We start from the raw sequence: 13177 nt of genomic DNA, 5'->3' as shown, positions 1-13177 counted from the left end.
AAGGCATTCCCGTGAGCACAGCACTACCCGTCACCGGTGGCAGGGCATCCCAGTCATCCCTCGCCGTCAAAGTCTCCCGCGACGGCAGGACCGGCCCCATAGCCGCCAACACCGTCCTGGCCGGGACCATGATGTCCCTGTTCGGTATCAGCTGGGACATCCAGTGGCATGTCGATGTCGGCCCGGACACGTTCTTCACGCTCTCCCACCTCATGCTGTACTCCGGCAGCGCCGTCGCAGGCATCGCCAGCCTGGCCATGGTTTTGATCGCGACGGCCGCCCAGCGTGCCGGCCAGTCCGTGGACCGGTTCCCCGGCGGCACACCCGTACGCGTCCTCGGCGGGGTCTTCCGGGCCCCGCTGGGCTATCTGATCACCGGCACGGGGGCCGCCCTGTTCCTTCTCTTCGGGCTTCTGGACCTGTGGTGGCACTCGCTGTACGGCTTCGACGCCGTGCTGGACTCTCCGCCCCACATCGGGCTGTTCCTCTCGATCTCCTTCTCCATGGTGGGGAGCGTCATCGTCTTCGCCGCGGAGCGCGACACCCGGTGGGGCCGAGCAGGTGTGATCCTCAGTGTCCCCGTGCTCATCGTCTTCAGCCCCATCACCACGAAGGCATTCGGCGCACTGCCCCTGCCAGTGGACCCCGATCTCGTCGGGACCATCTTGTTCTCCACCCTCCTGCTGATCCTGGGGACGCTCACCATCGGCCGGCGGATCACCGCACTGACGATCGCCGCGGCCCTCGGCGTCCTGCAGTTCATCCTGTGGTGGTTCTCCCCCTGGGCAGCCCGCGTCTACGCCGATGCGACCGGTCTGCCGCTGCGTGACAACCTCGGCGACGATCCGCCCGAGCTGCCCTCCGGGATTCCGGTATTCATGCTCTTCGCGGCAGCGGCCATCACAGCACTGCTGTGGCTGAGCAAGAAGCGGGGCTGGTCGGGCCGGATCGCGCCGCAGATCATGGGCGCCGGAGGCGGAGCCGTGATCGGACTCTCCCTCCCCATCCAGAGCGCCCTGCTCGGCGATTCCGGCCCGACATCGGCCGAACTGCTGAAGATGACGGCCGCCGGTCTGGTGACGGGCGTCCTCGCGGGCTACCTCGCCGCTCGACTCGCCGTCCTGCTGCGCGAGCACTCCACCGCATCAGTCACGAAGGGCCGATGACCCATGCGTTCCTCACGTTCACCGCTCCTCCTCGCCGTGGCCTTCGCATCCGGGTGGGTGGGAGACCACGCACGCCGACTGGCGCTGGCCGCGGCCGCCGCACTCGCGCTGGTGGCGGTGTCGACCGCGCCGGCTGCGGCGTACGCACCGGTCGGCGTGGTCCATACCGAGCGGGTACAGGCAGGGCCCTACACGGTCACCGTCGGGTTCTCCGAGTGGCCCCTGCGGGCCATGCAGTCACTCGACTTCACGTTCGTTCCGGCCGATGGCATCGCGGGAAAGTCGGGCAGGCTCACCATCGACGGGCCCGGCCTCGACGCCGAGGACCGGGAGACCCCGTTGAGCAGGCACCCCCGCAAACGGGATGTTTGGGGCCTGGACGTCCAGGCCCTGCCGGAGCCCGGCACATGGAGCTTCACCTTCGACATCGACGGCCGGGCCGGCCACGGCCGCGGCACCCTGCGGAACGTCACGGTGCTCGACCAGCCGGGCCCGCCCCTGGCCATCAGCTGGACCGTCTGCGCCATCCCGCTCGTCGGGATGCTCGCCTACCTCGCTGTGGGCTGGCGGCGCAACAAGCCCTCCGAGAGGGTGGCCGCACTCGTCTGATCCGCTGTCCGTAAAGTCAACGCGGGCCTCGCGCTCTTCGCGGCGGGCGGCGCCACTGGCGGAGTCCGTCCAGGGCGGTGGAGCGGTGGAGCGGTGTCAGGAGTAGAGCTGTGCTCGCCGGTCTTCGGATCGACGGTATGGCGCAGGCGCGGCCACATGGTGTCGGCCGACGGGCCCAGCTTCATCTCCGGCCGGCTGTCACGGTCCCGGCCGATCCACAGGAAAACCTGCCGTGATGGGCCGGTCCGTGTCGGAGCCAGATGGATCGAGTCCTCCGGGCTCTGGATCCCGGGGGCAGGCTGTTTGACCGTCATCGGCGTGTAGAGCCGGGCCACGCCGACGTTGTCCGGGCGGCGCGCACGAACTTTGCGTCGGTTCCCGTGGTCAGCCCGCCGTGGCCGGGACCAGGAGGTCGCCCGGGATGCCCGCCTTGTCCGGGGCGTAGTAGTCCTTGATACCGGCGACCCAGACGGCCACCTGGATCTGGTCCAGGTCCGAGGGGCCGAAGGCGTCGAAGAGTGCGTCGATGTTCGGGCGCTTGAAGCCGATCGCCCTCATCAACGCGACGAACGCGGGGCGTTCGATGAGTCCGTCGCCGTCCGGGTCGCCGAGCGCGGCGAGCGCCTCGGCGAACACACCGATCGTCGAGTCGAAGCGCTCGGGTGAGAGCACGCAGGCCACATACTCTTCGTAACTGATCTTGCCGTCGTCATTCGCGTCCAGTTCCGTGGCGAGGGTCGTCCAGTACCGGCGGAATGCCGCGCGCATCGCGTCCTTCGCTGCCTCGTCCGCGTCGGGCGCGGCCTCGATGACGTTGTTCGCCATGAGGTCGAAGTCACCGGCTTCGAGGACGCCGTTGCCGTTGGCGTCGAAGAGGGAGAAGACGTGTGCGACCCGCTGGGTGGCCTCCGTGCGCATGAATGTTGTCACCCTTCTTCGATCCGTGGGCTGTTCAGGGCGGTTGGGCGGAAGACAGGAACATCCGCCGTGTTTGGTCGCGGCCGGAAGTTCGTATCCGGCTGCCTTGCTCACTATTCGGCCGACCGCTTGCTCATACGGTGGGTATTCCTCTTTATTCACTCGAAAGATGGAATCGCCCTGAAACTTGTGTATGCCGGAGAACTGGTGGCCGTTGTTCGAGAGGGCGACGAGCGGCGCCGGCTGATCAATCTCGCCTACCGGCTGCTCGGTTCGCCGGCCGAGGTTGAGGACGCCGTGCGGGAGACCTGTGCCCGCTGGTACGCGATGTCGGTGATCGCCTACGGCGGCGGACTGATCGCTCGGCCCGCTCATCGCTTTGCGGCGGGCGGCTGAGGGCAAGCCCCAGACACCGCGTACGCGAACAGCACGGCGATCCCGGCCCACCACGGAAGCGGGAAGTATCCGGCGCGGGGCGCGCAGTGGGCGACGACCTGCGGATATTCGATGAGGGTCTGCTGGGCGGCGAAACCGGCGGCCGGAGTGACCCGCGGCAGCCACTGTGACAGGCCGTCGGACAGCGGCGGGAAGGAGGCCACAACGTACTGGACCGCGATCGCCAGGACGACGACGAGGATCGAGCCAGGTGCGCCGGAGCAGGGCGCCGAGCGCGAGGGCGAGCACGGCGGCGAGGGCGAGCACGGCGGCCGTACCGACGACGACCGGCTTCGTCGCGAGCCCCGGCGGGTGACCGGCGCGCCGCGCTCCAGCCCTCGGCGGAGGGGTGCCCTTGAGAACGACACTGTCGCTCGCCGTCGGCGGACTCGTAGCCGGTGATGGCCTCGCCCGACCGCGTCAGCCGCAGCCATCGATGATCCCGGCCTTCGTCCACGGCACCAGGCCCGGGACGATCTGGTCATGGTCCGGTGGCGGGTAGGTGATCGTGCCCGTCACAGACGGAGACCGGCGATTAGCGTCAACAGCCGCTCGATCGATGGCGAAGGGAGCGCGGCGATCACCTTCGCCACGGCCTCCGTGACGTGGCCGTCGGCCAGCGTCTCCAGCAGCACGGCTGGGCGGCCACTTCTGCGGGCTGTACGGGCGCGACGGCCCGAACCTCGCCTGCGCGCAATGCGGTCAGCCGGTGGCCGCCCGTACAGACGACTGTTCGCTGTGGCAGTCGATGCGGTTCGCCCCGGACGCCGTACGTGCCCTGCCGGACAATCAGCCCACCGGCTGGACCACCGATTGGGAATGGCGGAAGTGGCAGGCCGTACCCGCCGGCCGCCCCGGATGGCAGCTCGGACCCACGATGGGCCGCGGCCGTGGGGGCCGCACCGGCACACCTGCTGGCAGCCTCGGAAGGCACACCCATGGCTCTTCCCAACGGCCCGATCACGGATACGTTCGGCCACGCACTCGATACGCTGCTCCCCGCTGCCACGCCGGCCAAGACCGTGGCGCCGGCCGGGCCGGGCCTTCCGGCCCGGGAATCGGCGCGCCGCATTTCGCTGGTGCCGCAGCACCCACAGACGGGGAAGAGATGGCTCGCGTCCACTACCGCCAAGACCGTACCCATGCCCGCTGATGCATGGAAGCAACTGGCCTGTCGTGGCGAACCACGCCTGCTCCCGGTGACAGGTGGACTGCCTGATGGTGTTCAACGCGACGATCCGCTGCCGCGGCATCCGTGGGAGCCACTTCGGCCCGACTGGGGCGTATTCCTCCACACGCCGGCACGGATCCCCGCTGTCCGGGAACCGTGGCTGCGCAGGATCTACGACCGGGTGCAAGACCGCCCGTACGCTCGCCCGTTCTCGCAGGAGCCGAGGATCCGGCTCCTGGCGCGGAGCAGGGTGCCGGTGAGGGCGGCGGCCACGGTGTCGGGATGGATGAGGACCGGGAGGAGGGAGCCGGCGCCGGCGGGCTGGCGGCGCAGGACTCCGCGCCGTCTCTCAGTGGCCGTAGGGCGGCTCGAAACAGCCGGTCTCCATGACTGGCCCGTTGGTCTTGACCTCGAAGTTCGTCTTCTGCACGAACGCCGTGACGCAGGCGTCGTCGTGGACGCGAATGCCTATCAGGGCTCCTTCGGGCGTGACGTTGTGGTCGACCTCGTAGCGTGGATACATCTCCCGTACGGTGAGCGTTCCGCCGAGGCGCTCTCCCTTCGGCCCGGTCCGCTCCGCTTCGTACCCCAGTTCAAGTAGTGCCGCGCGCACGCTCTTGGGGTCCCACCTCTTCTGTTCCCAGAGTCGCTTGAGCACGGGCTCGATGCGGTCGGCTTCCTTCCGCGCGTCCCTGGCACTGGCAGCGGACATCTCGCCGGAGCGACGGTAGGCATTGTTGTCGCCGTGGTGCGGGGCACCGTCGACGGTCCCGGGCTCCACGTAGGGGGAAGCGCCCGGGGAACTGGGACTGGAACTCGGGGATGTGGTCGAGGAGCCGGCCGCCACGTCCGTGCCGCGCTGTTCACCGCAGGCGGTCAGAGACACGACAGCACCCAGGAAGAGGGCGGTCGCAACGAAGTGTCTGCACGCCCCTGGCGTTAAGGTCCGCATGCGCATGACTCTGCCATGGCGTGGACGGCTGCGCTGGGATCCGGAGCTGCTTCGCGGAAGCACACGCCCTTTCGACCGAATGCCTGCCGACGAAAGACCGAAGCTGTCCTGGCCTTGATGCCGGAGCGGCCAGGTCGACGAGCTCGCTGCTGGGCAGGATGCGGTGGCCCCGAGGTGGCAGATCTGCCGCTCCTCGGGGCGGAGCGTGGTGAATTGGGCGGGAGAGGCTGTGGTGCGGCCGTTCGCGGTGGCCCACCAGCGGCGGGCCCATCTCACCGTCGCTTTGCGCCGGTTCCTTGATGTCGTGGATTCCGTGTATCGCGGGCGTATGGGAAATCGCATACGCCACCGCAACGGCCCTCCGTCCCCAATAGGGGTATGAACCACAACGCATCCCTGTCAGCACCGTCAGTACCGCCCCGCCGCACGCGCAGGAGCGTGCTTCTCGGCCTGGTGATCCTCGGCATGGCGGGCGCTGTGTTCGTCGTGCGGCGGCCGCTCATGATGTCCGCTCCGAGGTGCATGGCCGGGCGGTGGCACGGCTGCTTCGATACGTTCAATGGTGTGGTGCTCATGACGTTGGTCGCGCTGCCGCCCGCCGCGCTGGTGGTGTGGGCTCTGGCGCGGCGTCGGCGTGCCGTCGGCGTCACATCGGCGTGGCGGATGTCGCTGGCCGAGGTGGGCATGGTGCACGGGACGGTGCCGTTCCTGTGGCTGACCCTGATGCCGGGTGCCGAGGTCGGCACCGTCCCGCCGCGGGTGAGCCTGGTGCCGCTGCGGGACCTGGTCACGATGGGACCGCTCGGGATCGTCGGCAACCTGCTGGTCTTCGCGGCGCTGGGGTTCTTCGCCCCGATGCGGTTCGCGGCGCTGGCGTCGGTGCCGCGGATCCTGGCGCTCGGGGCGGGCTGCTCGGCCCTGGTCGAAACCGCACAGTACGCCCTGCGGCTGGACCGGGTGTCCTCCGTGGACGACGTCCTGGTCAACACCGTCGGCGCCGTGCTGGCCGCGCTGGCGTCGCGCCGCTGGTGGCGCACCACGGCGGAAGCGCCGTCCGATCAGCCCGGCCCCGCGCCGGTACCGGCGGGCTGAGTCGCGTGTCCGGTGTGCACACGTCGTCGCATACGCCGGCGATAATTTGCATACGTCGGCGATACGTTGTGCTGCCTAGGCTTCAGACATGCGCGTGCTGATCGTGGAGGACGAGCCCTACCTGGCCGAAGCCGTCCGTGACGGTCTGCGGCTGGAGGCGATCGCCGCCGACATCGCCGGCGACGGCCACTTGGCCCTGGAACTGCTCAGCATCCACTCCTACGACCTCGCGGTCCTCGACCGCGACATTCCCGGCCCCTCCGGCGACGAGATCGCCCGGCGCATCGTCGCTTCCGGCAGCGGCATCCCGATCCTGATGCTCACCGCCGCCGACCGGATCGACGACAAGGCTTCCGGGTTCGAGCTCGGCGCCGACGACTACCTCACCAAGCCGTTCGAGCTGCGGGAGCTCGTCCTGCGGCTGCGGGCGCTCGACCGCAGACGCGCGCACGCCCGGCCCCCGGTCCGCGAGATCGCGGACCTGCGGCTGGACCCCTTCCGCCGGGAGGTCTTCCGCGACGGACGCTATGTCGCGCTCACCCGCAAGCAGTTCGCCGTGCTCGAGGTCCTCGTCACCGCCGAAGGCGGTGTCGTCAGCGCCGAAGAGCTACTGGAGCGGGCCTGGGACAACAACGCCGACCCCTTCACCAACGCCGTCCGCATCACCGTCTCCGCCCTGCGCAAACGACTCGGCGAACCATCGCTCATCGTCACGGTGCCCGGAGTCGGCTACCGCATCGACACCGGCATGGACACCACCCACCCCGGCGGCACTCATGCATAGACGCCCAGGGCTCAGTGCCCGGCTGAGACTCACCATCAGCTACGCCGGATTCCTCCTCCTCGCCGGTGCTCTCCTGCTGGCCGTGGTCTGGGTATTCGTGCTGCGCTGGCTACCGACCGGCGACCCCAGATCCATCCAGAGGACGTTCGGCGCGGTGATCATCACCGGGCCCAACCGCTCCGACCTCCTGCGCGGCTTCGCCCCCGCCGCGGCCACCGCGCTGGCCTTCCTCCTGGCGTTCGGCCTCCTGGGAGGATGGATCCTCGCCGGCCGGATGCTCGCACCACTCACGCGGATCGCCTACGCGGCACGGATGGCCGCGAACGGGTCACTGTCCCACCGGATCCGCATGAAGGGCCGCCAGGACGAATTCCGCGAACTCGCCGACGTGTTCGACACCATGCTCGAACAACTCGAGTCCCACGTCGCCGAGCAGCAGAGGTTCGCCGCGAACGCCTCCCACGAACTGCGCACCCCGCTGGCAATCTCCCAAGCGCTCCTCGACGCCGCCCGCAACGACCCCACGCGGGATCAGGGCGAACTCATCGAACGCCTCCACACCGTCAACACGCGGGCGATCAACCTCACCGAGGCCCTCCTGCTGCTCAGCCGCGCCGACCGCGGGAGCTTCACCCGCGAGCCCGTCGACCTCTCCCTCATAGCCGAAGAAGCCGCCGAAGGGCTGCTTCCCCTCGCCGAAAGGCGCCAGATCACGCTCGACGTCACCGGCGAGACGGCACAGACCATCGGCTCCGCCGCGCTCATCCTGCGGATGGTGACGAACCTCGTACAGAACGCCATCGTCCACAACCTCCCCGCGGGCGGCACCGTAACGGTCCACACCGAAGCTCGGCACGACACGAGCGTGCTGCGGGTCGAGAACACGGGCCATCCGCTCCCATCGGAACGAGTACCGGCCCTCACCGAACCCTTCCAACGCGGAACAGAACGCCTACGCACCGACGAGCATGCCGGCGTCGGCCTCGGGCTGGCCATCGTGCACAGCATCGTCCGAGCACACGACGGCACCCTCGACCTCACGCCCCGCCCCACCGGCGGCCTCCTCGTCACGATCCGACTACCCGGCACGCCGCAGGCGGCGTCCCCGCGCAGGGCCCACTACCGGTAAGTCTGCCCCATAGTTCGGCAGCCCGTTGACCGGGAAAAGTGTTCCGCTGTTGACCGAATGCCGAAACAGTAGCGGGAGCGAAGACTCAGTAACCGCCAGTTCCACAGGACAAAGGGAACAAGAGGAGACTTGCATGCCACCTGCTGCTTCCACCCGTCTGTCCGTTGTCATCGATACGGACCCCGGGGTGGACGACACCTGGGCGATCTTGTTCCTGGCCGCCCAGCCGGACGTCGAGATCGTCGCCGTTGGAGCCGCGCACGGCAACGTGCCCACTGCCGTGGCGGCCGCCAACGCCTTACGTGTGCTCGACGTCGTCGGCCTGGATCAGGTACCGGTTGCCGTGGGCCATCCGGCTCCTCTTCAGCAGCCTTTGCAGACAGCAGAGTTCGTCCACGGCGCGGATGGCCTGGGTGGCAAGGCGGGGCCTCCGTCACCGCGACGGGTCAGCGCGGAATCAGCAGCGGAGCAGCTGGTGCGCCTGGCCAGGCAACGGCCGGGAGAACTGACGTTGCTCGCCCTGGCGCCGCTGACCAACATCGTCCTCGCCCTGCGGATGGAGCCGAACCTCCCTCGACTCCTGCGCCGTGTGGTGTTCATGGGAGGTGCGTTCCACGTGCCGGGCAATGTCACTGCCTGGGCCGAGGCGAACTCCGCTCATGATCCGGAGGCAGCGGAGGAGGTGCTGCGCGCGGGGTTCGACCTGATCGTGGTGCCGCTGGACATGACCGAACACGCATGGGCTGACGCATCCTGGCTGAAGCGGATCGCGGATGCGGCCGCCCCGGCTGCCCGCTTCGCGTCATCGGTGCTCGAGACCTACGTTGCCCTCTACAGTGACGCTCACGGCACCGTCGGCTGTGTCCTGCACGACCCACTGGCTGCGGCCATCATGGTCGAGCGGAGCGGTCGCTGTCGCCGGAGCCCACTTCGCGAGGCTGCTGGGCCTGGTGTTCACCGCCGTCGTACCGGCGAAGACCTCTGCGGACGTCCTGGCCAGGATCGAAGGGGAGGGCGGACGGTGGCAGGTGGGCGAGCAGCCGCCTGCGGCGGTGCAGGAGGAGGCGAGGGCGTTGGCCGAGCAGCTCGGCGGCCACTTCCTGGACCACTTCAGCGACGCGGAGCGGGCGGTGGCCGGGTGTGGTGAGCCGACGATCGCCGACGAGATCTTCGATCAGATGAGCGGGGAACCGCACCCCATCCCGGAGTGGATCGTCACCGGTGCCGGAACCGGGGCGACTTCGGCAGCGATCGGACGCCACCTGCGGCGACACGGTCATCCGACGCGGCTGGCCGTGGTGGACCCGGAGAACTCCGCCTACTTCCCCGCGTGGGCGAGCGGGTGTGGCGACTACACCACGGGGATGCCCTCGCGGATACCTGGCATCGGTCGCCCACGCACCGAGCCCGGCTTCCTGCCGGCGGTGATCGACTTGATGATCCCGGTACCGGACGCGGCGTCCATTGCGGCCATGCGGTGGCTTCGCACTGCTGCCGGGATCGAAGCCGGACCGGCGACCGGTACCAACTTCTGGGGAACGTGCCACCTCGTGGCACGGATGCACCAAGCGGGGATGCGGGGCAGCGTCGTCACCATCATCGGCGACGTCGCTGATCCGTACCGGAACACCCACCTCAATACGGAGTGGGTGCGTGCGCAGGGCCTCGACCCCGCGCCGTACGAGGCCGACATCGAGCTGTTCGCCCGCACCGGGGACTGGCCGGTCAAGTAGCGACCCGCGTGACGGCCGGGCGCGGATGCCCCTCAGACCTCTATCCCGGCTGGATTGGATGAGACGGAGACTGACTTCGCCGAGAAGGGTCATCACGGAAAGCGAGCCAGAACCGAATCTGGTGAACAGAGCCAGTGGCGCCGTGGCTGCGGTTGCGGGTGCACAGCGTGCAGGCGCGGACGGGCGGCTGCCCGGCTCGAGCCGGCCAGTGCGCGGCGGCCTCGGTGCTGTGGGCGTTGTCCTTGGGGGCGAGGCGGGGCAGGGCGCGGGTTAGGTGGGGGAGTGGGGTGCGGGCCAGGACGGCGAGGTGGCAGGCGCGTCCGACCTGGAGCAGCGCGGTGGTTTTCCCGGTACCGGCGGGGTCGGTGACGATCAGGGACGGACGTGCGGTGGCGGCCGAGGGTCATCAGGGTGCGCACGTTCCTGGCGAGCGCGTCGATGGCCGGGGTGCGCACCGTGACGAACCGCGAGTGATAGGCCAGGCGTTCGGCGAGGTTGCGCGGCTCTGTCCCGCGAGGGGGAGGAACTGCCACCGGCGTGGCGGCGAAGGCTTGGGAACCGTCCCAGGTGGTCACCGACTGCTGCCGCGCCTCAGTGGCGTCTCCGGCGGTGCTCGCCGAGGTACCGGGAGGCCGGTCCGCAGCCGATGGGGAACTGGTGGTGGGCACCCCGCCTGTGCCCGGTGGGTTTTCACCATTGCTCGGCCTCTGCTTCGGCGTCCCACAGCCCGTACCCGCCTGCCTCGGCCGGCCGCACGCCCGCGCCCTCCGGCTCGCTCGTGTCAGTCTTGGCCGTCGCGTCGATGTCGATGAGGTCGTCAAGGCTCTCGCTCCAGTCCGGAGCCGGGGCCGGTGCGGTCTCCGTGTCGAGGGCGCGCCGCTGGCCCGGCAGATCGGGCAGCTGTGCTGCCGTACTTCCGGAGCGGGGGTTCTCCGGCGGCGGGTGTTGTGCTGCGGCCGGCGGGGTGGCGGGTGCGGCGCAGGAGCTGGTCGAGGGCGTCGGCGAGGTCGGCTTCGTGCGTCTCGCGGTCCCCGCGTTGTCCGACCTCGGTCTGGATGTAGCGCCGGAGGGCGTCGTTGAAGGGCTGGTGGACGTGGTCGCGGTGGATCCAGCCGATCTCGTGGAGCTGTCCGTCGGTGAGGCGGACCCAGATTTGGCGGTCGTCGTGGGGGTTGTGGTGGACCTCCCACTTGCCGTCTTTGCTGGCGATACCGGAGCGCTGGCCGCGGTGGGGGTCGAGGACTTCGTGGTTGTAGGTGCGGTAGTCGAGGCGGATGCCGCGTTCGGTGATGGACTGCCAGCCGAATTTACCGACCGTGGGAGCTCGTGTTGCGGCTCTGACCTGCGGTTATTCATAGAGTACATGTCCGTCACGGTCGGGTGGGGTCGTTGTTGTAGCTCGTCTGGGTGGTCTCAAGCGACGGCCCGTCCACCGGAGCGGTGGACGGGCCGTGGGGCGGTTGCTGAGGCAGGATCACATGGGCAGTCTGGGCCTCTCCAGTATTCCGTGTACGTTCCCCGTGTTGCTCGAGATCATGACGCGGAGCTGACGAGGCGTATGTCGGACGAGTGGATGTTGTTCTGGACCAGCCAGGGTGGAGCTTGGGCTGACCTGGAGGAGCGGGGAAAGCGGCTCGGGTTGCGAGATCGACAGCCGATCACGGTCTGGCCCGAGTACCGGGCGGACCCCGGCTCAGCGAGTTCTTCCGTCGTTCGAAGTTCGCGCAACGCTCGCTGGGTACCCAGGAGTCGTACGCGCTGGACCATCGGCTGCTGTTCACTTTTCTGTGGCAAGCGCTGCGGGAGAAGTTGGCGAAGATCACCCAGGAACGTGACGACTTCAGGGCGAGCAACGAACAGTTCGCCCGCGTCGTCCACGTCTTGGAGGTCGAAAACCAGCAGCTCCGCGCAGCCGCCGCCGAGCCGGACAACGCTCGCCCATCGCACCGCCCCACAACGTGATGTGCCGGTAACCCGGGGGACGGACAGGACCATCCCCTGGCGCGGGCTTCCCAGGGGGTGGCACGGACAGTCAGCGGAACAGGCGGAAGAACCCGCGCACCTGCTTGACCAGCGACTCCGGCTGCTCCAGCGCGGCGAAGTGGCCACCATGCGGCAGCTCCTCGAACCAGCGCAGGTCGGTGAACCGCAGCTCGGCCTCCCGCCTCGACGGGCGGGATATGTCGCGCGGGTAGACCGACAGCCCGGATGGCGCGGTCACCTTGTCCCGGAAGTTGGCGAAGCTCTCCCAGTACAGGCGCGCCGACGACGTGGCCGACGCGGTGAACCAATAGACCGAGATCTCGTCGAGGATCGTCTGCCGCGACAACGCGTCCTCGGGATGGCCGTCGTTGTCCGTCCACGCCCAGAACTTCTCGGCGATCCAGGCGGCCTGTCCCGCCGGGGAGTCGGTGAGGCCGTAGCCGAGCGTCTGCGGCCGGGTCGCCTGGATCGCCGAGTATCCCCGGCCGGTGCGCTGCATCTCCTTCTCGGCCTCGAGATTCGCCAGCTCCGCGGGCGTCGGGTCGTCGAACGTGCCCGCCGCCACGGATCCCAGGTTCAGGTGCACGCCGGCGACCCGCTCGGGCGCCACCTCGCCCAGCACCGCGGACACCGCCGAACCCCAGTCACCGCCCTGCGCGCCGTACCGTTCGTAACCCAGCGAGACCATCAACGTGTCCCAGGCGCGCGCGGTGCGAGTGATGCCCCACCCGGTCGTCGACGGCTTGTCACTCCAGCCGTACCCGGGCAACGACGGCGCGACCACGTGGAACGCGTCCGCCGGGTCACCGCCGTGCGCGCGCGGGTCGGTCAGCGGGCCGAGGACCTCCAGGAACTCGAGCACCGAACCCGGCCACCCGTGCGTGAGCACGAGCGGGAACGCGTCCGGCTCCGGCGAGCGGACGTGCAGGAAGTGGATGCCCAGTCCGTCGATCGTGTCGCGGTACTGCGGGAACACGTTCAGCCGCTCGGCGAACCCGAAGTCGTAGTCCTCGGCCCAGCTGCGGCAAAGCTCCTGCGCATACGCCAGCGGCAAACCCTGTGACCAGTCGTCCACCGGCTCGCGCTCGGGCCACCGTGTCCGTCGCAATCGTTCACGCAGGTCCGCGATCTCGGCTTCGGTGATGCTGACCTCGAATGGCTCGGCGGACATGGCAAGGCTCCTTACTGGTCAAGGCGCTATCGGA

The 13177-nt window shown here is 69.1% G+C and carries 11 protein-coding genes and 3 pseudogenes; 9 read left to right on the top strand and 5 right to left on the bottom strand.

The features are described from left to right. Window positions 1-11: 11 nt before the first annotated feature. A complete protein-coding gene (locus ACZ6TD_RS01430) occupies window positions 12-1166 on the top strand; it encodes a hypothetical protein (protein ID WP_471349261.1) in 1155 nt (384 codons plus the stop codon). A 57-nt stretch (window positions 1167-1223) separates the two neighbouring features. Further along, complete coding sequence (locus ACZ6TD_RS01425) at window positions 1224-1775, top strand: hypothetical protein (protein ID WP_471349258.1); 552 nt, start codon at window positions 1224-1226, stop codon at window positions 1773-1775. A 384-nt stretch (window positions 1776-2159) separates the two neighbouring features. Here the strand turns inward: ACZ6TD_RS01425 and ACZ6TD_RS01420 are convergent, their stop codons facing one another. Beyond that, a complete protein-coding gene (locus ACZ6TD_RS01420; protein ID WP_471349256.1) occupies window positions 2160-2693 on the bottom strand; it encodes an EF-hand domain-containing protein in 534 nt (177 codons plus the stop codon). Between the two features lie 174 nt (window positions 2694-2867). Here ACZ6TD_RS01420 and ACZ6TD_RS01415 point away from each other — a divergent pair. Then, window positions 2868-3026 (top strand): annotated as a pseudogene (locus ACZ6TD_RS01415) (sigma factor); the annotation flags it as partial. A 1622-nt stretch (window positions 3027-4648) separates the two neighbouring features. Here the strand turns inward: ACZ6TD_RS01415 and ACZ6TD_RS01410 are convergent. Further along, a complete protein-coding gene (locus ACZ6TD_RS01410) occupies window positions 4649-5251 on the bottom strand; it encodes a hypothetical protein (RefSeq protein WP_471349254.1) in 603 nt (200 codons plus the stop codon). Window positions 5252-5629: 378 nt separating this feature from the next. On the opposite strand from ACZ6TD_RS01410, the gene ACZ6TD_RS01405 reads away from it, so the two are divergent. From ACZ6TD_RS01405 to ACZ6TD_RS01385, 5 genes and pseudogenes are all read left to right on the top strand, one after another. Next, window positions 5630-6343 (top strand): VanZ family protein, encoded by a 714-nt coding sequence (locus tag ACZ6TD_RS01405; RefSeq protein WP_471349248.1) that lies wholly within the window; start codon window positions 5630-5632, stop codon window positions 6341-6343. Between the two features lie 88 nt (window positions 6344-6431). Further along, window positions 6432-7127: a response regulator transcription factor gene (locus tag ACZ6TD_RS01400; protein ID WP_471349245.1), complete on the top strand. Its 696-nt coding sequence runs from the start codon at window positions 6432-6434 to the stop codon at window positions 7125-7127. Beyond that, the gene (locus ACZ6TD_RS01395) at window positions 7120-8256 is read left to right on the top strand and encodes a sensor histidine kinase (protein ID WP_471349242.1); all 1137 of its coding nucleotides are present in this window, start codon (window positions 7120-7122) and stop codon (window positions 8254-8256) included. Before ACZ6TD_RS01400 ends, ACZ6TD_RS01395 begins: the two co-directional genes overlap by 8 nt. A gap of 133 nt (window positions 8257-8389) precedes the next feature. After that, a pseudogene (locus ACZ6TD_RS01390) lies at window positions 8390-9103 on the top strand (nucleoside hydrolase); the annotation flags it as partial. After that, a complete protein-coding gene (locus tag ACZ6TD_RS01385; protein WP_471349240.1) occupies window positions 9030-9989 on the top strand; it encodes a pyridoxal-phosphate dependent enzyme in 960 nt (319 codons plus the stop codon). The pseudogene ACZ6TD_RS01390 and the gene ACZ6TD_RS01385, both read left to right, overlap by 74 nt. Before the next feature lie 286 nt (window positions 9990-10275). Here ACZ6TD_RS01385 and ACZ6TD_RS01380 read toward each other — a convergent pair. Continuing rightward, a pseudogene (locus ACZ6TD_RS01380) lies at window positions 10276-10564 on the bottom strand (TniB family NTP-binding protein); the annotation flags it as partial. Window positions 10565-10806: 242 nt separating this feature from the next. Then, entirely contained in the window at window positions 10807-11265 is a 459-nt protein-coding gene (locus tag ACZ6TD_RS01375) for a hypothetical protein (RefSeq protein WP_471358746.1), read from the bottom strand. Window positions 11266-11798: 533 nt separating this feature from the next. Between ACZ6TD_RS01375 and ACZ6TD_RS01370 the strand changes: the two genes are divergently transcribed. Beyond that, entirely contained in the window at window positions 11799-11951 is a 153-nt protein-coding gene (locus ACZ6TD_RS01370; RefSeq protein ID WP_471349238.1) for a hypothetical protein, read from the top strand. Between the two features lie 70 nt (window positions 11952-12021). On the opposite strand, the gene ACZ6TD_RS01365 is transcribed toward ACZ6TD_RS01370, so the two are convergent. Beyond that, entirely contained in the window at window positions 12022-13143 is a 1122-nt protein-coding gene (locus ACZ6TD_RS01365) for an epoxide hydrolase family protein (RefSeq protein WP_471349235.1), read from the bottom strand. Between the last annotated feature and the right edge of the window lie 34 nt (window positions 13144-13177).

The organism is Streptomyces yongxingensis (genome assembly GCF_055597465.1).
This window is presented reverse-complemented; position numbering and strand designations above follow the sequence as displayed.

Bases quoted from the DNA above. Each gene is read 5' to 3' on its own strand.
- ACZ6TD_RS01420 (WP_471349256.1), bottom strand. From the start codon at position 2,693: ATGCGCACGGAGGCCACCCAGCGGGTCGCACACGTCTTCTCCCTCTTC.
- ACZ6TD_RS01410 (WP_471349254.1), bottom strand. From the start codon at position 5,251: ATGCGGACCTTAACGCCAGGGGCGTGCAGACACTTCGTTGCGACCGCC.
- ACZ6TD_RS01405 (WP_471349248.1), top strand. From the start codon at position 5,630: ATGAACCACAACGCATCCCTGTCAGCACCGTCAGTACCGCCCCGCCGC.
- ACZ6TD_RS01400 (WP_471349245.1), top strand. From the start codon at position 6,432: ATGCGCGTGCTGATCGTGGAGGACGAGCCCTACCTGGCCGAAGCCGTC.
- ACZ6TD_RS01395 (WP_471349242.1), top strand. From the start codon at position 7,120: ATGCATAGACGCCCAGGGCTCAGTGCCCGGCTGAGACTCACCATCAGC.
- ACZ6TD_RS01385 (WP_471349240.1), top strand. From the start codon at position 9,030: ATGCGGCCGCCCCGGCTGCCCGCTTCGCGTCATCGGTGCTCGAGACCT.
- ACZ6TD_RS01365 (WP_471349235.1), bottom strand. From the start codon at position 13,143: ATGTCCGCCGAGCCATTCGAGGTCAGCATCACCGAAGCCGAGATCGCG.